We start from the raw sequence: 21255 nt of genomic DNA, 5'->3' as shown, positions 1-21255 counted from the left end.
TGCAGGCGCAACCTGGGCATCAATGCGTGATGCCATCGCGACGCACCACTTTCAGGAAGGTCAGGAAGATAATTTTCAAGTCGAGGAAAAACGACTGGCGCTGCAGATATTCGGCGTCCAGGCGAACCTTGTCCGGTATCGGCAATTCATCGCGGCCGTTGATTTGCGCCCAGCCGGTCAAGCCCGGCAATACCTGGTCTACGCCATATTCGGTACGCAAGGCAATCAGGTCATCCTGGTTGAACAGGGCGGGACGCGGGCCGACAAAACTCATGTCACCGGCAAGGATGCTCCACAGCTGCGGCAACTCATCCAGGCTGGATTTACGCAGGAACGGGCCGACTGGCGTCAGGAAACGCTTGGGATCGGACAGCAAATGGGTCGCGACCGCCGGGGTATCCACACGCATGGTGCGAAATTTCGGCATCCGGAAAATACGGTTATGGCGCCCCACGCGGTCCGACCAATACACGATGGGCCCGGGCGAGGTCAGTTTGACCAGCACGGCGACCACCAGCAGCGGTATGGACAGCACGACAACAGCCAGCAAGGCAACACTTACATCAAACAAACGTTTCATTTAATTTCCCCGCGCCGCACGACGCAAACCTTCATCCACACTCAACGGCGGCACCCAGCCAAGCAGCTGTCGCGCCTTTGAAATATCCACCTGCAAGGACCCGCACAAGCGTTGCGCGAAGCCCCGTTTTCCGATCATCGCGCATGCCGCGCCCAGCATCCATGCCGGTACCGGCAGCAGCCGCGCGGGCTTGCCCAGCGCCTGGCCCATACGGCGCAGCAGCTGGCTCGTCGACAAGTCTTCGCCATCGGCCGCCAGCCAGACCTGATTGGCCGCCGCCGGGTGTTCAGCGCATACGGCAACCAGGTCAGCCAAATTGCCCAGCGCGACCAGGCTGCGCCGATTCTGGATCGCTCCCAGCGGCAGCGGCACGCCGCGCCGCAGCCAGCGCATCATGCTGAGAAAATTGGCCCCGACGCCAGGCCCATACACCAGCGGCGGCCGTATCACCACCACCTGCATGCCGGTTTCCTTGGCCAGCGCAAACAATCCCTGCTCGGCTTCCAGCTTGGAAATACCATACGGATCCGACGGTGCCGGAACATCGCTTTCAGAGAAGGCCTGTCCAGGCAGCGTCGCTTCGCCATTCACCTTGATGGAACTGATAAACACAAAACGCCGTACTCCCGCGCGGGCGGCGCAACGCGCCAGGTGCAGGGTGCCATCGACATTTACACGGCGAAATTCCTGCAGCGGATCGGCCGCCGTCTCATTCATCACATGCACGCGCGCCGCGGCATGCACGACGACACTCACCGAGTCGAAAGCATGATCCCAGCATGTCTGGCTGGACAGGTCATCGATGACAAACGTTTCCACCGTATCAGGAAACACGGCACCGGCATCGCGCGTGCAGGCACGAATGCGCCCATCGCCCATGCGGGCCAGCCGTTCAATCAATGCGGCGCCGACAAATCCGGTCGCTCCAGTCAATAACACCACAATACATTCCTAATCAAAAACCTCGGGACAGGATACCGGGCCGGCATCCTGTGCGCCGCGTGGGCGGCTTATCCTGCCGTTAGCGCGCCTGGCGCGGCGTGTCAAACAAGGCGGCATACTTCGCCGAAATTGTGCTCCACGTATAATTTTCTTCCGCGATCCGCTTCATGGTACGCCCAATCGCCTGCAGCTCATCTGGCTGCACGGTATTGAGGATGGCCAGCAAGCCGGCTTCATCGTCGAAGTATCGGGCCTGATTTTGCGTTGTTTCCCGGTTATAGCTCACGCCAAATGCCAGAATGGGCAAGCCCAGGTACATCGCTTCCACCAGCGAAGGATTCGTTCCACCGGCGCTGTGGCCATGCACATACATTTGGCAATTGCTGCGCAACTGGTTCAGGATAGCCTGGTCATAAATCGGATCAAGCAAGTGCACATGCGCCACCTGCGCATATTTTTGCTTCAGTTCCTGCCCGTACGCGCTATTGGCCCAATTACCGACAATCACCAGTGGCATGCGCGTCTGCGAAGCAAAGACATCGATGATCAAGTGCACATTATTTTCCGGCTCGATGCGGCATACCTTGAAGGCATAGTCATGCTGCAAGAAGGGAAAGCGCTGCAGTACCTCGCCGCTGATGGGCTGCTGCGTCACATGGTCGGCACCATACGCAATCAGTTCGCTGGGGCGGCCATATTGCGCGCTGACGTATTGCTGAATCGCCTTGTTGTCCGCAATCGTCACGTCGGCAAAACGTACCGCCGTCGCTTCGGAAAGCTTCAGGAACCATTTGGCGAAACGTCCCCATTTGGCGCGGCGCCACTCCATGCCATCGATATTGACAATGACTTTCTTCTTGCTCAGCAACTTAATAACAGGCAAGAAAATACAGCCTGAGACCCCGAGGATCACAAGCACATCCGCATAGCGTAATGCAGATAGCATGGAAACGATATCGTATGGAATACTCTGCACGCCATTCGCGTCCAGATTGACATATTTCAGCTTGACGCCCTTGTACGTCGGCGGCTGCTCGGCATATTTTTTGCCACTGCAGTATACGGTGATATCAAACTTGCCGCACAGATTATCCGTCAGGTGCTCGGTCAGCGTTTCCCAGCCACCGTATTTTGCCGGCAAGCCCACCGTTCCAATAATTGCAATCTTCATTGACCAACCTTCATTTTTAACTTGTCATTCAACACAAATGCCCTCTCGCGCATACGCTGCACACTGCCTGCAACCAGACGATACGATAGGCAATACAGGTAATTATTTACGGAAATACCTTAGCTTCAGCACATCTGACAATATTCTCAAGCAACCGAATGCGACGGAAATCAACAGGCAGCCGATGCCATAAAAGCGCCAATGACGCAGCATCACTTTCTTTGCGCGGAATTCATTCATACGCATCTTGAACAGTGCCGAAGACAGGCCGCCCGTGCTGCCCGGCGCGCGCGACAGCGTCGTCATCGGCTGAGGAACGAAATGCACGGCCTTGGCCCGCGCATTAATATTGAACAGATAGGCATAGTCTTCGCAATAGCGCATCAACGGCACGCCCAGGCCCAGGTTACGCCGCACTGTCAGGCAAGGGGTATACACGGGATTGAGCGCCGCCAGCAGATACTTGAACGGCAAATGGCGCAGGCGCCCCGCATACCAGCGCGCATTGATGGCATTGATATTGGTCGGCGTATCGACGGGATGATAAACAATGTCGCACGTATCCTGTTTCAGGTAGCCGAGCAGGAAATCAATTTTCTCTGGGGTAAACCGGTCATCCGAGTCCAGAAATGCCACGAAGCTGAAGCGCGCGCGGCGCACGCCCAGGTTGCGTGCCGATTGGGGGCCACTGTTTTTCGCTAGGCGGTAAACCCGTACCGGCACGCCCGACGAATTGCTAACGGGCAATTTTTCGGCCAGCACCAGATTGGGCGAGCAGTCGTCGACGACCACGATCTCAACCTGTTCAATGGAGGTGGTCGTGACGGACTCGATGGCATCAAGCAAAGCTTCATGGCGCGCATACGCGGGAATGACCACGGTAATGCCAAATGTTTTTCCGATAGTCATAATTAGAAGAAGCTCACCGAGTTAATGGAAGACGAACCAAGCAGGAAAGCGATGGTCAGGCCAAATGACGCGAGGACATAGCAGTACACGCGCGGGTACATCTCCAAGGCTCGGCTGCGCTCAAGCTCATAGGCAAAGCACCACACAAAGATCGGATAAATCGAATACACAAACCGGTAGCTGAAGTACGGCAGCGGGAACAGCAGCACGCTGGCGATAAACAGCAGCCACAGGAAGCTCGCATAGGGCTTCAAGTCGATATATTCCCGCTTGTTCAAATGGCGCATGAACCCATACAGACAGAAAAAACTGGCATAGATACTGATCCGCGCCAAAATCTCATCGTTGTCATGCGCCAGATATTTCGTGACCTCGTAGATAAAACCGTTGACCGGCGCATACAGGACGCTGTCCGCCGGCACAATAAACAGGCAGAGCAAGACCACCAGGCCGCCCTGGAGCAGGCGCCGCATGTCACAGCATGACAACAGATAAATTGCCAACAATAGCAATGAACTTTTGTGCAACAGCAGCGACAGAACCAGGAAAACCAGGCCAGACTTGGTTTTCATTCCGCGCGAGACAGCCACGCAAAACAGGATGGCCGATGCGGATTGCCTGAATGCATTTGTAAAAAATTCGGTGCCCACCGGAGAAATAACCAGGAAGAACAACATGAAGAACTTGACCCGGATATTTCCTTTCATAAATAAAATCGGCAACACGATGAAGAGAATCCAGATGCTCGCGAAAGCATACCGGTTGCACAATGCCCCGGGCGCCATCGAGAAAACGAAGTCCATGACATAGAAGGAATAGTCATCGGCTTCGATGCCGCCGCCGCCTCCTCGGCAAGCCGTCAAGAAATAGTTCAGGTATGTCGAGGAATCCGTGCCGAATTCCGGCGAACGGAAGGCAAAGGCGCACAAGGTGATCAGGCAGCACATCGCGATCTGAAATGACAGACGCGACTTATCCTGGGTAAACATCCCGAGTATCAAGACAGGCAGGAAAGCGAGTATATAAACTTGACCGATTGGCATTTTTCTTTTTTCAAACGGGGCGGTGCCGAACTTGCGCTACAGCAACGCAACACCTGCGGCGCTGCGTGCCAGACACCGAAGAGCCCGGCTACGCACTCGGGCGCCATCTCAGCGCTTGAACTCTTTCATGGCGGATTGCAACTGGCTCAGACTCGGTTGCACATGCGTCAACAAATGCGCATATGCCTCGCCAATATTCGTCAGATTTTGATGGGCATATGCCTGGCGGTTAATGGCAGGTTTGAATTTGATCTGCATAAAACGATAGGCCCGGCGTGAAAACTCGCGGCACAGTTCCCATACGAACGATAAACAGGCCGGGCTATAACGTTCGCGCTTGACGTAGGCACACAGGGAAGCCTTCGTTTCACGCCAATATTTAGGGTGATGCAGGCAGCACTTGGCGTACAGGCGGGGCAGATTGGGGCGATACCCGGCTTTGCCGATCTTATCGATCGCCGCCTTGAATGAGTAAGACCAGACCGTTGGCACGCTGTAGAACTCGGGGATCAAGGGGTCCCACACCAGATTGGTGAAGGCGCCGATGTGCGCATTGTCGCGCAAGCCACCCTTGTGCCCGCCTTCCGCACTTTGTCCCGAGGTGCTGCCACCCGAACTACCCGCGATAATAAAGGGAAAATCGATCTGCACGCTGCTGCGCGACTCCTCGGCAATCAACGCCGCGCTATAGATATCAGGGCTGACTCCGCCAAAAAGCGAACCATATTTTTGCTCGATACGTTCGGCGAGCGCACGCGACATCATGCCCAGATAGGCGCGTGGCATGGACATGACGCCCGTCCCCAGATTTTTCAATGCCTGCTGCAGCACCTGCGGCCCGTCGAGCGGGGAAATGGTGGCGGCAAATGGCTGCACCGTCAGCTTGGCCGTAAAGTCAGCCCCGAAATACAGGGACTTGAAGTCCGGCCAGAAATAAGCCGCGCCCAGGGAACAGGCGGCCGCTTCCACCTGCGTATCGCGCGCCCAGCGCGCCAGCTCTTCCGCACCGGGTCCCAGGCAATCATCATCGCCGAGGAAGATCAGATAATCGCCAGTTGCCAGGCGCAGTCCATTCTGAAAATTACTGACCACATCCATCGGACGTTGCGGATGGTGATAAATCAGCCGTCCCGATTCGATCCAATGCCCCAATTCTTCAGCGATTTGCATGGTATCGCTGGTATCCGACACAACGACTTCCGTATCCGGAAAATTTGTCAGGATGGTGGTAATCGCATTGATCGCATAGCGTTGACGATTATGCGTAGGAATGATGGCAGACAGAAGAGGCATTATAAGTATTATGTATAAACAAATGGGTGGTGTATCAACAATGCAATCCGATGCTGCTTTAATACTGCAGCCGTCGGGCAAATCTAGTGTTAGCCAGCCAACGCCGGATATCTGGTGCGCACAACGCACTACATCCAATAGACAGCACTGCCGTCACAGCGATGAGCAACAAGCGCAACCACCGGCCATCGATGGTAGAGAGGCACCAGTAGCCCAACATCAGGCATGGCAAGCTGGCCAGGACCGGCAATGCCAGGCTTTCCCGGAACCACCGTCCAAACTGGCCCGGCAAAAAATTGCGATGCAAGAAATACATATACGGCGGCATCGTGCACAGGTTCATGATCAGCCATGACAAGCCAGCTCCTGCCAAACCGTGGTGCAGCACGAGGTAAATCATCATCGGCGTCACGACAACCACGGACACCATGCCGACCTGCAAATTCAAGCGGATATTGCCGTGTGCCAAGGCCAGGTAATAGGGCACCACTGTCAACGCTTGCAATACTTGCCCGCCGAGTAACAGCGAAGCGGCAAGTGCGGCGGCCTGGGCACTGGCCGCGGAACCGGTCCATAAATAAATCACATCTTGCGAAAACAGCGCCACCACCAGGCAGCCGGGCACCGTCACGATGGCAACAAACTGGCATGTCCGGTGATACAGGGCAATGAGTTGCTCGGTCTCATTGCGTGCGACCAATTCTGTGAAGCGGGGGAAAATTGCCGAAGCAATTGGACTGGCCAATATCAACGGGACCGATGCCAGCGTTCCTGCCAGCGTATAAAAACCCAGCATTTCAAGCGACAACATCTTGCTCACCGTCAACTTATCGATTTGGGTCAGCAAAATCGACAGCAGGGCCATGCCCGCCATCCCTGACGCATAGCGCCAGGTGTTGTGAAACACTTGCTTGCGGAAAAAGCCGATGGCGCGCACGCCATCAGTTCTCAGCGCATGCCATAAGCCATGCCGTACCGTCATGCAATAAATCGCATTCGCCACCAGTTGCCAAATAGCAAAGGTGACGATCGTTGGCGAAAACAGCCACAACACCAAGAGGGTGCCAAAGCCCCGGTAGGCGCTCCAGGCGATCTGCAGGAAGTTCGCGCGCACCTGTTGCTGCAAGCCCATCAAACCACCGATGTACAGGCCGGATGGCAACTGGAACGCAATGGCAACGCCCATCAGCCGGATCGCCAGCGTGATGTCGTCGGAACGCAAAGTGCTGGCCTGCAGCCAATGCTCGGTAATCAATGGCGCGCCCAGCCACAGCGCCACGGCGATCACGCAGCAAATCACCAGATAGCTCAACTCGTAGGTGCGCAACAGATCGCGCCGCTCCTGCGCCGCATTCGCGCTCGCGGAAAGGCGTGCCATCTCGCGATTCAAGGTGGCGGAAAACCCCATGTCGGCAAACGCCATGACACCGAGCAGTGTCGAATAAAACCCTACCAGGCCATACGCTTCCGCTCCCAGCATGTGCAGATACAGCGGCACAAACAGATACACTGAAATGAAGCCCCATGCACGTCCCACGATATTGGCAGTGATATTCCGCTTAATCATGAATATCCGGGGAATGGTGCAGCAAGATAGGAGATGTCATTTTTATTATAATTCTTAAAGCAATATGTTCGGCATCAGTTATCGATGCCGTACCATTTCCGCTGCTTATCAGCTATTTTTCAATTCCTGCTGCACATAATCAAGGGACAGCAGCAATTTCTTGACGCCCTCGACATCGAGGCGCTGCGTATTATGCGAGGTGTAGTCCTGCGCCTGGTTCACTTCGGGCTGTCCATCCAGGATGAATTTATCGTAGTTCAAATCGCGGTTATCGGCCGGCACGCGATAATAATCGCCCATGTCCTCTGCCTTGGCGATCTCTTCGCGCGACACCAGCGACTCGTACAGCTTCTCACCATGCCTGGTACCGATCACCTTGACCGGCACATTGCTGGAAAACAGTTCCTGGATGGCCTGCGCCAGTACTTCGATAGTGCTGGCAGGCGCTTTCTGCACAAAGATATCGCCTTGCTGTCCATGCTCGAAAGCGTGAATGACCAGGTCAACCGAATCTTCCAGCGACATCAGAAAACGGGTCATTTCCGGATCGGTCACCGTCAGCGGTACGCCAGCCTTGAGCTTTTCAATAAAAAGCGGAATCACCGAACCACGCGATGCCATCACATTGCCGTAACGCGTGGCGCACATCACCGGGCCGCCTGGGCGCACCATGCGCGACTTGGCAACCAGCACTTTTTCGGCCATGGCTTTGGAGATACCCATTGCATTAATGGGATATACGGCCTTGTCAGTACTCAGCAAAATGACTTTTTGAACGTTATTGGCGATCGCCGCATTCAGGACATTTTCCGTGCCCAGGACATTGGTCCGCACCGCTTCCATGGGATAAAACTCGCATGACGGTACCTGCTTGAGTGCCGCCGCGTGGAAAACATAATCCACGCCAGCCATCGCCTGCGCAACGCTCTGGTAATCGCGCGTGTCGCCGATATGGAATTTGACCTTATCGTTGTTCAACGCGATCCGCATGTCTTCCTGCTTCTTCTCGTCGCGGCTAAAAACAATGATTTCCTTGACATTCGTGTTTAAGAATCTGTTCAACACGGTGTTACCAAAGGATCCAGTGCCGCCAGTAATCATTAAAACTTTATTATCAAACATGTCAGTCCAGGTAAAGGTAGAGATTAAAAATGGCGCTGCCGTCAGGCTTGACCGGCAGACGCGTGCAGCGCGCTCTTCACGGCAGCGATCAGTTGCTCGACGTCCTGCGCGGAAAGCCACCAGCCACACGGCAGGGCGATTATGCTACGTTGTAATATGTCGGTATTCGGTAATTCACGGCGACAAGCCACAAACCCGGAATAAATATCATTGCGTTGATGCAATATTGACGCTGCTACGCCATGCGCTTTCAGCGCTGCCAGGACAACGTCACGTTGCTCAACCGCAATTAATACGGCCCAATATGACGGCAGCGCTCCGGCGCTCGGCGCCAACAGGGTCAAGCCGGCACAGGAAGCCAGCCCATCTTTGATCTGCTGTGCATGCAGGCGCGTTTGTGCCATGCGCTGCGCGACTCCCTGCAATTGTACAGAGCCCAGGGCCGCGCACAAATTATTCATGGCCATCGACCAGCCGATGACGGGAATATCGGAATGCGGATTGATTTCACCAGCCGCGGTGCGAAAACTGCTGGCATCAATACCAAAACGGCGCAGCTTGCGCGCGCGCGCAGCATCTTCCGGATCACGGCACGCCAGCGCGCCTCCCTCGGTGGTATTGATTTGCCGGTTCGGATAAAAAGAAAACACCGCGAAATCACCAAACGTACCTACCTGTTGTCCATCGACTGTCGCCAGCAAGGCGTTATCGCAGTCTTCGATCAAAACGATGCCGCGCTGGCGGCAAATTTCAGCGATCGCCTGCGCCGGGCCTGGATAACCGGCCAGGTGATACAGAATCACTGCGCGCGTGGCCGGCGTGATGGCACGCTCGAAATCGGCCACGTCCATACAGGCCGATGCGGGGGCCACATCCACCCAGACGGGCCGTCCGCCGCATCCGGCAATGGCCGAATTGGTCGACATGCAGGCAAAAGCTGTGGTCAGCACATCATCGCCCGGGCGTACGCCCGCCAGATACAAGGCCAGGTGCAGCGCGCTGGTCATATCCACGGTGGTCACGACATGCGACTGGTCCAGCAATTTCCCCAGACCAGCCTCGAATGCGGCAACGTGCGGGCCGGATGCAATGCGCCCCGAACGCAATACGGCCAGGGCCGCCGCTTCCATCTCGGGTGTATTCACCACGCCAAACAAAGGCAGTACGGACATGGACGTCACCCTTTTTTCAAGGCGTCGACAATGCGCTCGCGGTCTTCCGCTCCCAGCCACCAGCCGCACGGAATATGCACCATGCGGCGATAGTAGGTATCCAGTTGCGGCAGGGGCGCGGCCAGTTCCTTGAAAATGCTATGCAAATGGTTAGGACGATGCAGCTTCGATGCCGACACGCCGATGGCGGCAAGCCGGCGCTCGACATCGGCGGAGTCATCCGACAAGACGGTATACAGCCAGTAACTGGGCTCAGCCCGCTCGTCGAACGCGGCCACGGCCAGACCCGGGATGGCGCCGATGGCACGGTCAAAATAACGGCCGTTTTCCTTGTGCGGGTTCAGTACACGGGCATCAATGTCTTGCAGTTGCGCCAGCCCAAACGTGGCCGTCACATTATTCATATTGTATTTATAACCGATGGACGTAATGTCGACTTCGGTACGCGGCACACCCTTTTCCAATCCGAACCAGCGGAATTTCTTTGCTTCCCGGATCAGCGATGCATCGCGCATGGTCAGCATGCCACCGTCAACGGTCGTCATGTGCTTGATGGCTTGCAGCGAGAAAATGGCAAAGTCGCCAATGGTGCCAATTGCCGCGCCATCGTAGCGCGCCCCCATGGCATGCGCACAATCTTCGATCAACGCAATGCCGTGACGACGCGCGATGGCAGCGATCTCGGCCAGTCGCACCGGCATCCCGGCATAGTGCACAATCAGGATAGCCTTGGTCTTGCTGGTGATGCCAGCCTCGATGGCGGCGGGATCAAGGTTGCCGGAAAGCGCATCGACATCGGCAAACACGGGCACCGCGCCCATTTGCAGGATAACGACATTCGTTGGCTCCGCCGTCATGCTGGTCGAAATGACCTCATCGCCAGCCCTTACGCCAGCCAGATGCAATGCCGCATGCAATGCGGCGGTACCGCTGCTCATCCCCAATGCAAAAGGCAAACCAAAATGCTCGGCGAAACGTCGCTCAAACTCGTAGACCAGCTCGCCCTCCCCCACTTGGCCGCTATACAGCACTTGCTCAAGCGCAGGCATCAGGACCTGCTTGTCAGGGAAGCCAACTTTTACTAAAGGAATCATCTTCAACTTTCGGTTTACCAAAGGCATTAAACAATGGGCTGCAACGCAAAGGCGCAGCAGCACCCCGACTTCCTGGCAGACCGTACATCAATGCTGGCATAACATAGTCACGCCACACATGGCCCGTATCGGCAAGCAATGAACGAAGACAGGCTGACACCGTCACGGACCGGCTCCCCATCGCCGTGCATAGTCAATTGCCTACGCCTTGACAATCATTTGCGAAATCAATTTTCTTTGATCGCACCACGATCATGGTGCTGCGCACTGTCAAAGCCGCACACGCTGGCGACATCACACCAGATACGCATGCGCCCCAGGCTGGATGTATATCGGCTGTACGGCGCATGCACTGCCATGCAACTCGCGCCGTCAATCGCACTCCAGACACTACAGTGCGTGAGACTCGCATGCGCTGCCTTATCAAGAAAGATCACCAAATCCTTGTGTTGAGTCAAGTATTCCATTGCGAAAGGAAAACAAACCTCACATTGGAAATTGCAATTAAGTCAACATAATGCAACGCAAAATGCGGGCATTCATTTTAAATGAAACACACATTTATTACCAGAGCCGGGTATCGGAAATCAAATCACGCCCCAACAGAAAATACAACACGCCAGCAATGCACATATTAATTTTTTCAAGAATGCGTACGGCGCCAACACACTCAAAACAGCAGAAACAGAATAATCGCTCCGCAATCAAGCGACATATCAATATTATCAAAAAATAATCATGATGCAGCAGGATAAGGCCAGCAACACACACTCGCGGCAAGCGAAAACATCTGCCGCGGCGTCTTCGCGCACAACGATGCTGCCACATGACGCGCAATGCGCGCAGGATAGCCAGGGCAACGCGCCCGGCAAGCTGCGCCAGGCCAAGCATGAATGACACCTTCAAAAACAGCTCACAGCTGTGCCCAACCGTAGCCTATGCCAAATTTATCCAATAAAAAAAGTGTCTTACACCTTGTCACAAAAAATGCTGACCGCTCCAGCCATCTGATGCACCGCAAGACACTGGGAAAAGCATCCCGGCTTGGCCAGCAGCATCGGCATCACACGCCAGAAGCGCCAGCACAGGCCAGACCATGGCCATCTCGCGCCCCGCAGGCAAAAACAGGCGGGAAAACAGGTGAAAGAGAAGTGGGATATAGCCGCTAAAGAATGCAGGGATTTGAATGCGGTATTCGATCAAAATACAGGCAAAGAAAAATCAATTAACTGCAGCCAACACCAGGCGATAGGAAGAATGAAGACGCACACCACAATTAATCATTCAACATCATCAACATAAGGAATTGCAGGCCATTGCTTGAATATCGAAAAAATATATTTGTATCGCGGCAAAAAAAAGCCCGCCTTGGCGGGCGGGCATCTCTTCCATACTGGCAGGCGGCAAGTGCTATCCGATATCAACACCATGGAGAAGGACTTGCGCCGTCCATCATTTCTCACACAATATTATTGCTTCAGCAAACCACCCAGCAACGCGGCCACCTTCTGCTTCGGCTTGGCCGCGACAGGCGCCATGCTGGCGGCAGCCGGGGCTGCGGCCTTGGCGGGCTCATATGGCTTCAGGAACCAGGGATCGGCCTTTTCGCGGCGGGCGCCAGGACCAAAGGCGGGACGCGCACCGCGCTCGGCGGAACGACTGTCGCGGCTGCTGTCGCCAGCATGGCGGCTCTCCGGGGCGCGCGCGGGACGCGCCTCGCCACCTTCGCTGCGGCGCGGCGGACGGCGCTCGCTGTCGCTGCTGCGGGCGGGCGCGGGGTTGAAGCCCGTCAATTCACCACGCTTGATGCTTTGCTTGATGAGTTTCTCGATGTCGGCCAGCAAGCGCTCGTCTTTATCCGAGTAGATCGAAATGGCGTCGCCCGAGGCGCCGGCGCGGCCCGTGCGGCCGATGCGGTGCACATAATCTTCCGCGTTGTACGGCAAGTCGAAGTTGATGACGCAAGGCAAATCGGAAATATCCAGGCCGCGCGCCGCCACGTCGGTGGCGACCAGCACGTCGATCTCGCCCTTCTTGAACGCTTCCAGCGCCGCCATGCGTTCCTGCTGGCTCTTGTCGCCATGAATCGCCGTGGCGCTCATGCCTTCCTGTTCCAGCACGCGGGCCAGGCGCGAGGCGCCGATTTTGGTGTTCGAGAATACGATGACCTGCTTCAGGTCGCGCTGGCGCAGCAAATGGGCGACCAGGGCATGCTTCTGGTCTTCCGTCACCTTGTAGACCACCTGCGTGACCTTGTCGGCCGTCTGGTTGCTGCGCGCCACTTCGATCGTCAGCGGATCGTTGAGGAACGTGGCAGCCAGCTTCTTGATTTCTGGCGAGAACGTGGCCGAGAACATCAGGTTCTGGCGCTGCTTCGGCAGCAAGTTGATGATGCGTTGCAAGTCCGGCAGGAAGCCCATGTCCAGCATGCGGTCGGCTTCATCCATGACCAGCATCTGCACCTGGCTCAGGCTGATGTTCTTTTGCTCGATATGGTCGAGCAAGCGGCCCGGCGTGGCGATGACGATTTCCACGCCGCCACGCAGGATGACGGTTTGCGGCTTCATGTCCATGCCGCCGAAGACGACGGTCGAGCGCAGCGGCGTGTGCTTGGCGTAAGCCTTGACGTTTTCGGCCACCTGCACCGCCAGCTCACGGGTCGGCGTCAGGATCAGCGCGCGCACCGGGTGGCGTGCCGGCGACATGCTGCTGCTGGCATGCGCCATCAGCAACTGGATGATCGGCAAGGAAAAACCGGCCGTCTTGCCGGTGCCCGTTTGCGCGGCACCCATCACATCGCGGCCTTGCAGCACCACGGGGATCGCTTGTTCCTGGATCGGTGTCGGATGGGTGTAGCCCTGGTCGGTCAGTGCGCGCTGGATTTCAGGCGCGAGGCCAAAGTCGGCAAAAGTCAGGCTGGGAGCAGCGGATGCGGCAGGTGCTGGTACAGGTGCAGGCGCAGCGGCGACGGGCGCCGCTTCAGGGGCAATCGCCGGGCTGGGCGTAGGAGTCGATTCGGTTTCAGACATAAATTTTCTGGTGTGCCTCCGCACTGCGGAAGCCATGCTTTCTCAATAAACAACATTTCGGGGCACAGGCAGCTCCGTCTTGCAAGCCATGGATCATTGTTCTTGCGGCACCTCCGTGCTCCGGGACATGCTGTATGGCGTATGCGGGAGCGTCGAAGAGATGTGCTGCGATGGCGGCGGAGATCGCGCCGGCGGAACATCGCGCGCAGAAGATACAATATCAGTGCTGTAAACGATACCCTAATTCACCGCAACTGTACACGGAAACCGTGATTTTTGAGCAAAAAGCGTTCCAGCAACGGCACGCCGGGATGCCGTATGATGGCAACTGCGATGCCAGCTCCGATGCCTCTTCCGCCGCCCCCTGCCCTCACCATGCCCACCCCGACTTTACCCCACGATCCGCAACCGCAAGCGCCCAGCAAACCGGGCAATGACGAGTGTTGCCACAGCGGTTGCACCTTTTGCGTACTGGAAATGTACCAGGAAGACCTGGCCGCCTACGAAGAGGCCCTGAGGGCGTGGCAACAGCGCCAGCAAGCCGCTACCGCGCCCGCCACTCAAGGCGTCAAAAAACCGCGCAAGCGCGCTTAATCAAAAGCTTTCCCACTCATCCACTGGCGCCGTGCGACGCGCCGTGTCGGCCAATTGACGCGGCGCCGCTGCCGGCGCCACGGCGGCCGGCGCCTTGACGAGGACTGGCGCGCGCGGTCGGGTTGCGGCGGCACTGGCCACGCCGAGCTTGAAGATGCTGACCACTTCACTCAGACTGGCGGCCTGCTCCTGCATCGATTCAGCCGCTGCTGCCGCCTCTTCCACCAGGGCCGCATTTTGCTGCGTCACCTGGTCCATCTGGGCGATGGCCTGGTTAACCTGCTCGATACCGGCGCTCTGCTCGCTGCTGGCGGCCGTGATCTCGCTCATGATATCCGTCACGCGGGTGATGCTGGCCACGATGTCATCCATCGTGCGGCCCGCCTGGTCCACCAGTTTTGACCCCGCCTCGACTTTCTCGACCGAATCGCCGATCAAGACCTTGATATCCTTGGCCGCGGCGGCCGAGCGTTGCGCCAGATTGCGCACTTCCGTGGCCACAACGGCAAAGCCGCGCCCCTGCTCGCCTGCGCGCGCCGCCTCGACGGCTGCATTCAGGGCCAGGATATTGGTCTGGAAAGCAATGCCATCGATGACGGCGATGATGTCGACGATCTTGCGCGACGAGGCATTGATCGACGCCATCGTGCCCACCACTTCGCCGACGACCTTGCCGCCCTCGATGGCGATGCTCGACGAGGTCAGCGCCATGGTGTTGGCCTGGCGCGCATTGTCCGCATTCTGCTTCACGGTCGAGGTCAGCTCCTCCATCGACGAAGCCGTTTCTTCCAGCGAACTGGCCTGCTCTTCCGTGCGCGACGACAAATCCTGGTTGACGGCGGCAATCTGGCTCGACGCCGTGGCAATCGTGTCGGTGCCGCTGCGCACCTGGCCCACCAGCTTTTGCAAGCTGGCATTCATGTCTTTCAGGGCTTGCATCAATTGCCCCGTTTCGTCTTGCGATTGCACAACGATATGCGCCGTCAAATCGCCAGCCGCCACCTGGCGCGCCACGCCGACGGCCTCGATCAGCGGTCGCGCCACGCTGCGCGCCACCCACAGCGCCAGCAGCATGCCGATGACGACGCTGCCCACCAGCAAGCCGATCAGGCTGGCACGCGAGGCCGCATACGTTGCATCGGCGCTGGCGCTCGAGCGCACGCCGCCATCCGTGTTAATCGACACCAGCTTATCGAGAGTCACCATCATGTCCGCCATGACCTTGGCGGACGGCCCCACGGCCAGCGCGCGCGCCTCTTCCTTCTTCATCTCGCGCGACAGGCTCAGCATGGTTGCATGCAGGCGCATGAATTCATCGTTGAGCGCCAGGAAGCGCTCGAATACTTGCTGCTCGCCCGGTTCGGAAATCAGGCTGCGGTACTTGTCGCCGTCCACCTTCAGCTTGGCCTGGGTTTCCGTCATGCGCGTTTCGTTCTGCGCCATGTCGGCATCCTGCGCGGCCAGCATGTGCGCCAGTTCCCAGCGGCGGAAATCGCTGACATCGCTGCGCATGGACATGGCCGCCAGCACACTGGGCATCCAGTTGGCGGACAGGTCCGTCGACGCAGTATTGATACGCGCCATGGAAAAGATCGCCGACACGCCCAGCGCGGCCGTCAACAGCAGCACGGCGCCAAACGACAAGATCAGCTTGGTGGCAATTTTCAGATCAAAAAACCATTTCATGCGTTGCGTTCCTTCATTAGACGGGTAAACGGGACAAGATGGCCGCGCTCCGGCAAATGCACGGCGCGGGCAGTGAGGGCAGGCTGCAGCGGAAGTAAACAGTGATGGAGGGCAAGGACAGCAGCGCATCCCGAAACACCAGTCGAATTTCCGCAGCGCAACATCTTATCACCGTCGTACTGCAGCGCAGAGGGGTTTGATCAAGGTATGCGGCCAAAGTTCACGGGTAGCGGGCAAGGCGGCGTATTTTTTTCAGGCAACGTTGTTTCTACAGGGAAAAATGCAGCAGCAGGCGTAGGAGTCGGATGACACGAGGCAATGTTCCTAGCCTACATAAGCGCGTCGGCTCATCCGATGCCCGTCCGCGGCCCCTGGTCCTATAGTGGATACAAGATTCAGCACAACGCTAGCAAGCCAGAAAAGCAGCGCCATCCAACAAAATCAGAAGACGAGGCCCTACCATGTACAAAGCTTATAGCAACCTGACCCCAGCAACGAATAACCACGCCGCCGCCCAGCACAACTGGCAAGCCGCTCCCGCCACCCCGATGATCAGCATCACAGGCGCACAACAGAACGAATTGCTGCGCGCCTTGTCGCGCACCGATCTGGAGCGCCTGTTCTGCCAACTGGAATTGGTCGCTTTGCCTGCCGGCAAGCACCTGTTCGATTGCGGCGGCAAGATTGAATACACGTACTTCCCCACCAACGCCATCGTTTCCCTGCTGTATGTGATGGAAGACGGCGCCACCACCGAGATCGCCGTCATCGGCCGCGAAGGCGTGGCTGGCGTGGTACTGTACGAAGCCGAGCGCGCCACCTGCACGGCCATCGTGCAGACGGCTGGCTACGGCTACCGCCTGAAAACAGCCTTCCTGCGCGAAGTGTTCAATGAAGGCGGCGCGCTGGCACAATTGCTGATGCGCTACACCAGCGCCATGTTCGCGCAAATGGCGCAGAACGTGGTGGGCGGCCGTCATTGCAGCATCGAACAAAAACTGTGCCGCTGGCTCTTGGACCGCCTCGACCGTTCACTGTCGAACGAACTGAAGGTGACGCAAGACACCATGGCCAACATGCTGGGCGTGCGCCGCGAAAGCGTCACCGTCACGGCGCGCAAGCTGCAGGATGAAGGCTTGATCCAATACCGCCGCGGCACCGTCGAAGTGCTCGACCGCGAAGGCCTGGAAGCGGCCGCCGGCAATTGCTACAAGGCAGCGCGCGCCGGTTTCGAACAGTTCCGCAGCGGCATCAGCGCACACAATTAAGCACGACGCTGGCAAACGGGCAGGCAAGCGGGTATCGTAGATATTCCTGACTACCCCGGAGACTGGCCATGAAACTGATCGGCATGCTCGACTCGCCCTATGTGCGCAGGGTCGCCATCTGTTTACAACTGCAGGGAATTTCCTACGAGCACTTGCCGCTCTCCGTGTTCCGCAACATGGATGCCGTGCGCGAGATCAACCCCGTCATCAAGGTGCCGACCCTGGTACTGGACGACGGGCAAGTGCTGATGGATTCCACCTTGATACTCCACTATCTATCGCTGCTGCGTCCGGGCACCGCCGTCCCCGCCCTCGCCGACAGCGTGCGCGCGCTGCGCCTGACGGGCCTGGCGCTGGCCGCCTATGAAAAAGCCGTGCAAATCGTCTACGAACGCAAACTGCGTCCGCTCGACAAGCAACATGCGCCGTGGCTGGAACGGGTCAGCATGCAGCTGCATGCCGCCTGGAACGCGCTGGAACAGGAATGCGCGCACCTGCCCCTGCCTGGCGAGACTGGCAGTATCGACCAGGCGGGCGTGACCATCGCCGTCGGCTGGAGCTTCGCCCAGCTGGAAACGCCCGATATCGTCAAACCCAGCGATTACCCGGCCATCCACACCTACACTCGCTCGGCGGAAACCCTGCCCGCCTTCCTGGACACGCCGCCAGTCTGACGCGCCGCAGGCTATTTGCCTGCGCCGCCCCGCCCGGGTACAGCGGCGGCCGGATCGAAGTGCCACCAGCCCGGCCTGACATCGTCAAACGAGTGATATTCAGGTGCAAAGGCCGCCTGGGCAGGATCGTCAAAACTGCCCACCAGCAAGGCCACCGTCGGCGCATCGTCGATGGCACCGATGGAACTGCCGCAAGCGGCACAGAAGGCCCGGCTGGAATATTCGGAAGAACGGTAGGTGGCAGGCACACCGGCCGACCCCGTCCAGCGCACTTGATCGCGCGCAAACTCCACCCAGGCCACCGTTGGCGCGCCCGTGTGCTGCTGGCAATTGCGGCAGGAACAGCTGTGCGGATTGCCGCCCTCGCCCGTCACTTCGAAGCGCACGGCGCCACATAAACAGCCGCCTGTTTGCACCACATTCTCCATCGCGTCTCCTCGTTTGCATCGTTGCGTGCCCTGCCTGCAGATACGTACCCGGTACAATATTGCCATAAACCCACCCTGGCGCAGCCCGAAGTGCGTGACGCCGGCACTATGAAAGAATGAATGGAAGACATCAATTGCGAAGGCTTGCCGCACATCCGCGTACTGGCAGGCGAAAACACCAAGGGTCCCGTGTATGAAACCCTGCCTGCGCGCCAGATCGACGAGCACGTCTACGAACTGCTGGCCTCGCCCGGCCTGACCCTGAACCTGGCGCGCGGCGACATCGTCAACATTGCCAACCCGCTGGCCCCTGCCGAAGTACTGAAGCGCGGCGGTAACTTCTGCATCCAGATCTATGCCGACGACGTGTCGCAAGAGGCAGTGGACCAGCTCGAACGCGACGTGCAAAGCCAGTTGGGCGGCACGATGGATGGCCAGTACAAGGGCAACCTCACCTTCAGCGTACCGGGACATCATGGCATCTACAACGTCAACGGCCCCTTCGACGCCTTCCGCACAGCGACGGGCGTGGAATGGTACTTCGCCAATATCTACGTCAACCTCGACGACGACGATGATGAAACCTTGCTCAACTGGTGGGTGGATATGTAAACCTATCAGAACCTGCGGCAGGGCAACCATACGGCGCTCTTCATGCGCCAGGTACCTGGCGGCATTGAAATTTTCGGCCAAGGGCGCAATCACAAACCCGGCGCCCGCGTGATCTACTTCGGCCGTTCGGCGGCGGGCATCGGATGAAGCCGCTGGCATTAGCCATGGCGGCCACGACGATGCGGCCCGCTGCCGCCGTTTCTTGCCCACAAGCGATTCCCTCGAGCTGGAACCTGCCCGCCGCCAGGTTCGACGGTGTGCGCATGCTGTCCCATCCGGCGAATCAGCCGCCGGCGACCGCCGAGGCCTTGCCTATCCTGGCTCCACCCAGCGAAGGGGCACGTGCCGTCACCGAGCGCTACCTGCGCATGGATTTGCCAAAAGTCAAACAGTGCATTGCTGCCTTTGAACAGCGAACGAAAATGGTCAGGTTTCAGTGCAAACAGACGACTCGCTAGCACTCCTCAGCGCAACCGAACTCATCGCTACGTGCTACGATGCAAGACAAGTTCCTTTCCATGACATGCCATGAAATACAAGCTATTCCTGTTTGACCTCGACGATACCCTGCTCGACTTCCGGGCGTCCGAAAAACGCTCGTTCCTGCACACTATGGACGAACTGGGCTTGCACGATGGCATCGACGCGCTGTTTTCCCAATACCAGGCGATCAACGTCGACCTGTGGAAACGTTTCGAAACGGGTGACGTGAGCAAGGACTTCCTGAAGGTGGAGCGCTTCCGCAAGACGTTTGCAATGAACGGCATCGCCATCGACCCGGAACTGGCCAGCCGGCTGTATCTTGACTCCCTGCCGGACACGGTCGTGCTCATCGATGGCGCCAAACAAGTGTGCGAAACCATGTCGCGCATCGGCGAAGTGGGCATCATCACCAATGGCGTCGAATCCATCCAGAACCGCCGCATCGCCGCCTCCGGCCTGAGCGACTGCATCTCCTTCGTCGCCACCTCCGAAGCATGCGGCCACGCCAAGCCGGATGTGCGTTTCTTCGAATACGCCGCCAACATGGCGCGCGCATTCAGCAAGGACACGACCGTCATCATCGGCGACCGCCTGGACGCCGACATCCTGGGCGCGAACCGCTACGGCATCGACAGTTGCTGGTTCAATCCGGACAGCATGGCCAATACCTCGACTGCCATCCCCACCTGTGAAGTGACCAGCCTGCATGACATCGTGCCAATGCTGGACATGATGCAAGTCAAACTGAAACAGGCTTGATCTACCACAAGCGCACCACCTGAAATACGCTGATAGCGGCACGAAAATACATCGCTGTTCGCGTACCATCAGGACTCGTCCATCCTGGTGCCAGCCCATGCCTTCCTACACCGTCTTGCTCGCCATCGAGGCATTGATCCTGTTCTTTGCCATGCTGGCCAGGCGCCAGGCGGGCAAGCTCAGGCTGGCCTTTCGCGATGCCATCGCCCCCACGCAGCAGGCGCTGCACGCCGATGTCGAACAACTGCTCGCGCAAAAAACCGACGTCGTATCTGTCTGATTATGCCATCCAGACATCAATCGCGCGTCAGCACTTCCAGCAACTCAATCTCGAAGAGCAAATTGGAGCCAGGCGGAATCAAGCCCACCTGCCGCTCGCCATACGCCAGCGCCGCCGGCACCCACAGCTTGCGCGTGCCACCGACCTGCATGCCCTGCAAACCCAGAATCCAGCCCTGGATGACCTTGTTATTGCTCAACACACAGCGGAACGGTTCGCCCCGCTTGTGCGACGAGTCAAACTCCGTGCCATCTTCCAGCCAGCCCCGGTAATGGGCAGTCACCAGCGCACCGCGCGCCGCCGCCTTGCCGTCACCAACGACGATGTCTTCAATCTTCACTTCAGCCGTCATCTTGTTTCATCCTTCATCAATCGCAATGCCGCGATTGTACGACAACATAAAAAAAGCCCCGGCAGTGGCCCGCCGGGGCTTCGATCACTACTGCAAATTCTGGTGGGCCTCCCGTGAGTCGAACACGGCACCAACGGATTATGAGTCCGCTGCTCTAACCAAGCATGAGCTAGAGGCCCGGGGACTGCGGCGTGGCG

23 protein-coding genes and 1 tRNA gene are annotated in these 21255 nt (G+C 57.8%); 8 read left to right on the top strand and 16 right to left on the bottom strand.

Going from position 1 to position 21255, the window contains the following annotated elements:
- Nucleotides 1-19 precede the first annotated feature (19 nt).
- The 11 genes from IGS58_RS03400 to IGS58_RS03350 all read right to left on the bottom strand — a co-directional run bounded on the left by IGS58_RS03400 (nucleotide 20) and on the right by IGS58_RS03350 (nucleotide 11784).
- A complete protein-coding gene (locus tag IGS58_RS03400) occupies nucleotides 20-580 on the bottom strand; it encodes a sugar transferase (protein WP_070254295.1) in 561 nt (186 codons plus the stop codon).
- Nucleotides 581-1525: a UDP-glucose 4-epimerase family protein gene (locus IGS58_RS03395; protein ID WP_070254296.1), complete on the bottom strand. Its 945-nt coding sequence runs from the start codon at nucleotides 1523-1525 to the stop codon at nucleotides 581-583.
- Between the two features lie 76 nt (nucleotides 1526-1601).
- Nucleotides 1602-2693 carry a DUF1972 domain-containing protein gene (locus tag IGS58_RS03390; RefSeq protein ID WP_230520664.1) on the bottom strand — a complete coding sequence of 364 codons (1092 nt, stop codon included), beginning with the start codon at nucleotides 2691-2693 and terminating at the stop codon, nucleotides 1602-1604.
- 102 nt (nucleotides 2694-2795) lie between these two features.
- A complete protein-coding gene (locus tag IGS58_RS03385) occupies nucleotides 2796-3602 on the bottom strand; it encodes a glycosyltransferase family 2 protein (protein WP_092608077.1) in 807 nt (268 codons plus the stop codon).
- A 2-nt stretch (nucleotides 3603-3604) separates the two neighbouring features.
- On the bottom strand, nucleotides 3605-4645 hold the full coding sequence (locus IGS58_RS03380) for an EpsG family protein (protein WP_081345482.1): 1041 nt from the start codon (nucleotides 4643-4645) through the stop codon (nucleotides 3605-3607).
- Nucleotides 4646-4753: 108 nt separating this feature from the next.
- Nucleotides 4754-5938, bottom strand: a complete 1185-nt coding sequence (locus tag IGS58_RS03375) for a glycosyltransferase family 2 protein (RefSeq protein ID WP_211548033.1) — start codon at nucleotides 5936-5938, stop codon at nucleotides 4754-4756.
- Nucleotides 5939-5996: 58 nt separating this feature from the next.
- Complete coding sequence (locus IGS58_RS03370) at nucleotides 5997-7505, bottom strand: lipopolysaccharide biosynthesis protein (protein ID WP_230520663.1); 1509 nt, start codon at nucleotides 7503-7505, stop codon at nucleotides 5997-5999.
- A gap of 108 nt (nucleotides 7506-7613) precedes the next feature.
- Nucleotides 7614-8627, bottom strand: coding sequence for a nucleoside-diphosphate sugar epimerase/dehydratase (locus tag IGS58_RS03365; protein WP_070254302.1), 1014 nt, complete (start codon nucleotides 8625-8627; stop codon nucleotides 7614-7616).
- A 41-nt stretch (nucleotides 8628-8668) separates the two neighbouring features.
- A complete protein-coding gene (locus IGS58_RS03360) occupies nucleotides 8669-9799 on the bottom strand; it encodes a DegT/DnrJ/EryC1/StrS family aminotransferase (protein ID WP_139144089.1) in 1131 nt (376 codons plus the stop codon).
- Between the two features lie 5 nt (nucleotides 9800-9804).
- The gene (locus tag IGS58_RS03355; RefSeq protein WP_230520662.1) at nucleotides 9805-10956 is read right to left on the bottom strand and encodes a DegT/DnrJ/EryC1/StrS family aminotransferase; all 1152 of its coding nucleotides are present in this window, start codon (nucleotides 10954-10956) and stop codon (nucleotides 9805-9807) included.
- Nucleotides 10957-11457: 501 nt separating this feature from the next.
- The gene (locus tag IGS58_RS03350) at nucleotides 11458-11784 is read right to left on the bottom strand and encodes a hypothetical protein (protein WP_230520661.1); all 327 of its coding nucleotides are present in this window, start codon (nucleotides 11782-11784) and stop codon (nucleotides 11458-11460) included.
- Between the two features lie 153 nt (nucleotides 11785-11937).
- On the opposite strand from IGS58_RS03350, the gene IGS58_RS03345 reads away from it, so the two are divergent.
- Nucleotides 11938-12195 (top strand): hypothetical protein, encoded by a 258-nt coding sequence (locus tag IGS58_RS03345; RefSeq protein ID WP_139144091.1) that lies wholly within the window; start codon nucleotides 11938-11940, stop codon nucleotides 12193-12195.
- A 167-nt stretch (nucleotides 12196-12362) separates the two neighbouring features.
- Here IGS58_RS03345 and IGS58_RS03340 read toward each other — a convergent pair whose 3' ends face one another.
- Entirely contained in the window at nucleotides 12363-13922 is a 1560-nt protein-coding gene (locus tag IGS58_RS03340; protein WP_230520660.1) for a DEAD/DEAH box helicase, read from the bottom strand.
- Nucleotides 13923-14297: 375 nt separating this feature from the next.
- Between IGS58_RS03340 and IGS58_RS03335 the strand changes: the two genes are divergently transcribed.
- A complete protein-coding gene (locus IGS58_RS03335) occupies nucleotides 14298-14516 on the top strand; it encodes an oxidoreductase-like domain-containing protein (protein WP_080753278.1) in 219 nt (72 codons plus the stop codon).
- On the opposite strand, the gene IGS58_RS03330 is transcribed toward IGS58_RS03335, so the two are convergent.
- Nucleotides 14517-16202, bottom strand: a complete 1686-nt coding sequence (locus IGS58_RS03330; protein WP_230520659.1) for a methyl-accepting chemotaxis protein — start codon at nucleotides 16200-16202, stop codon at nucleotides 14517-14519. It abuts the gene before it with no gap.
- A 548-nt stretch (nucleotides 16203-16750) separates the two neighbouring features.
- Between IGS58_RS03330 and IGS58_RS03325 the strand changes: the two genes are divergently transcribed.
- Both IGS58_RS03325 and IGS58_RS03320 read left to right on the top strand, forming a co-directional pair.
- Nucleotides 16751-17470: a Crp/Fnr family transcriptional regulator gene (locus tag IGS58_RS03325; protein ID WP_034779829.1), complete on the top strand. Its 720-nt coding sequence runs from the start codon at nucleotides 16751-16753 to the stop codon at nucleotides 17468-17470.
- Nucleotides 17471-17538: 68 nt separating this feature from the next.
- Nucleotides 17539-18144, top strand: coding sequence for a glutathione S-transferase (locus IGS58_RS03320; RefSeq protein WP_230520658.1), 606 nt, complete (start codon nucleotides 17539-17541; stop codon nucleotides 18142-18144).
- Between the two features lie 11 nt (nucleotides 18145-18155).
- Here the strand turns inward: IGS58_RS03320 and IGS58_RS03315 are convergent, their stop codons facing one another.
- A complete protein-coding gene (locus IGS58_RS03315; protein ID WP_230520657.1) occupies nucleotides 18156-18572 on the bottom strand; it encodes a GFA family protein in 417 nt (138 codons plus the stop codon).
- A 120-nt stretch (nucleotides 18573-18692) separates the two neighbouring features.
- Between IGS58_RS03315 and IGS58_RS03310 the strand changes: the two genes are divergently transcribed.
- From IGS58_RS03310 to IGS58_RS03295, 4 genes are all read left to right on the top strand, one after another.
- Nucleotides 18693-19184, top strand: coding sequence for a DUF4265 domain-containing protein (locus tag IGS58_RS03310; protein ID WP_070254310.1), 492 nt, complete (start codon nucleotides 18693-18695; stop codon nucleotides 19182-19184).
- Nucleotides 19185-19327: 143 nt separating this feature from the next.
- Nucleotides 19328-19642 (top strand): hypothetical protein, encoded by a 315-nt coding sequence (locus IGS58_RS03305; protein WP_230520656.1) that lies wholly within the window; start codon nucleotides 19328-19330, stop codon nucleotides 19640-19642.
- A 70-nt stretch (nucleotides 19643-19712) separates the two neighbouring features.
- Nucleotides 19713-20426, top strand: a complete 714-nt coding sequence (locus IGS58_RS03300; RefSeq protein WP_070254312.1) for a YjjG family noncanonical pyrimidine nucleotidase — start codon at nucleotides 19713-19715, stop codon at nucleotides 20424-20426.
- A gap of 97 nt (nucleotides 20427-20523) precedes the next feature.
- The gene (locus IGS58_RS03295; protein WP_070254313.1) at nucleotides 20524-20706 is read left to right on the top strand and encodes a hypothetical protein; all 183 of its coding nucleotides are present in this window, start codon (nucleotides 20524-20526) and stop codon (nucleotides 20704-20706) included.
- A gap of 16 nt (nucleotides 20707-20722) precedes the next feature.
- Here the strand turns inward: IGS58_RS03295 and IGS58_RS03290 are convergent, their stop codons facing one another.
- The gene (locus IGS58_RS03290) at nucleotides 20723-21058 is read right to left on the bottom strand and encodes an FKBP-type peptidyl-prolyl cis-trans isomerase (protein ID WP_230520655.1); all 336 of its coding nucleotides are present in this window, start codon (nucleotides 21056-21058) and stop codon (nucleotides 20723-20725) included.
- 100 nt (nucleotides 21059-21158) lie between these two features.
- Nucleotides 21159-21237 (bottom strand) — tRNA-Ile (locus IGS58_RS03285).
- Nucleotides 21238-21255 lie beyond the last annotated feature (18 nt).

This window comes from Janthinobacterium sp. EB271-G4-7A (assembly GCF_020858075.1).
Lineage (GTDB): Bacteria > Pseudomonadota > Gammaproteobacteria > Burkholderiales > Burkholderiaceae_D > Janthinobacterium > Janthinobacterium lividum.
The sequence above is the reverse complement of the archived record's forward strand: the minus strand, read 5'-3'. Positions and strand labels throughout refer to the sequence as shown.

Coding starts and splice junctions, on each gene's coding strand:
- IGS58_RS03295 (WP_070254313.1), top strand. CDS start 20,524: ATGCCTTCCTACACCGTCTTGCTCGCCATCGAGGCATTGATCCTGTTC.
- IGS58_RS03390 (WP_230520664.1), bottom strand. CDS start 2,693: ATGAAGATTGCAATTATTGGAACGGTGGGCTTGCCGGCAAAATACGGT.
- IGS58_RS03365 (WP_070254302.1), bottom strand. CDS start 8,627: ATGTTTGATAATAAAGTTTTAATGATTACTGGCGGCACTGGATCCTTT.
- IGS58_RS03340 (WP_230520660.1), bottom strand. CDS start 13,922: ATGTCTGAAACCGAATCGACTCCTACGCCCAGCCCGGCGATTGCCCCT.
- IGS58_RS03320 (WP_230520658.1), top strand. CDS start 17,539: ATGAAACTGATCGGCATGCTCGACTCGCCCTATGTGCGCAGGGTCGCC.
- IGS58_RS03400 (WP_070254295.1), bottom strand. CDS start 580: ATGAAACGTTTGTTTGATGTAAGTGTTGCCTTGCTGGCTGTTGTCGTG.
- IGS58_RS03385 (WP_092608077.1), bottom strand. CDS start 3,602: ATGACTATCGGAAAAACATTTGGCATTACCGTGGTCATTCCCGCGTAT.
- IGS58_RS03315 (WP_230520657.1), bottom strand. CDS start 18,572: ATGGAGAATGTGGTGCAAACAGGCGGCTGTTTATGTGGCGCCGTGCGC.
- IGS58_RS03370 (WP_230520663.1), bottom strand. CDS start 7,505: ATGATTAAGCGGAATATCACTGCCAATATCGTGGGACGTGCATGGGGC.
- IGS58_RS03360 (WP_139144089.1), bottom strand. CDS start 9,799: ATGTCCGTACTGCCTTTGTTTGGCGTGGTGAATACACCCGAGATGGAA.
- IGS58_RS03310 (WP_070254310.1), top strand. CDS start 18,693: ATGGAAGACATCAATTGCGAAGGCTTGCCGCACATCCGCGTACTGGCA.
- IGS58_RS03300 (WP_070254312.1), top strand. CDS start 19,713: ATGAAATACAAGCTATTCCTGTTTGACCTCGACGATACCCTGCTCGAC.
- IGS58_RS03335 (WP_080753278.1), top strand. CDS start 14,298: ATGCCCACCCCGACTTTACCCCACGATCCGCAACCGCAAGCGCCCAGC.
- IGS58_RS03330 (WP_230520659.1), bottom strand. CDS start 16,202: ATGAAATGGTTTTTTGATCTGAAAATTGCCACCAAGCTGATCTTGTCG.
- IGS58_RS03325 (WP_034779829.1), top strand. CDS start 16,751: ATGATCAGCATCACAGGCGCACAACAGAACGAATTGCTGCGCGCCTTG.
- IGS58_RS03380 (WP_081345482.1), bottom strand. CDS start 4,645: ATGCCAATCGGTCAAGTTTATATACTCGCTTTCCTGCCTGTCTTGATA.
- IGS58_RS03290 (WP_230520655.1), bottom strand. CDS start 21,058: ATGACGGCTGAAGTGAAGATTGAAGACATCGTCGTTGGTGACGGCAAG.
- IGS58_RS03375 (WP_211548033.1), bottom strand. CDS start 5,938: ATGCCTCTTCTGTCTGCCATCATTCCTACGCATAATCGTCAACGCTAT.
- IGS58_RS03305 (WP_230520656.1), top strand. CDS start 19,328: ATGAAGCCGCTGGCATTAGCCATGGCGGCCACGACGATGCGGCCCGCT.
- IGS58_RS03350 (WP_230520661.1), bottom strand. CDS start 11,784: ATGCTTGGCCTGGCGCAGCTTGCCGGGCGCGTTGCCCTGGCTATCCTG.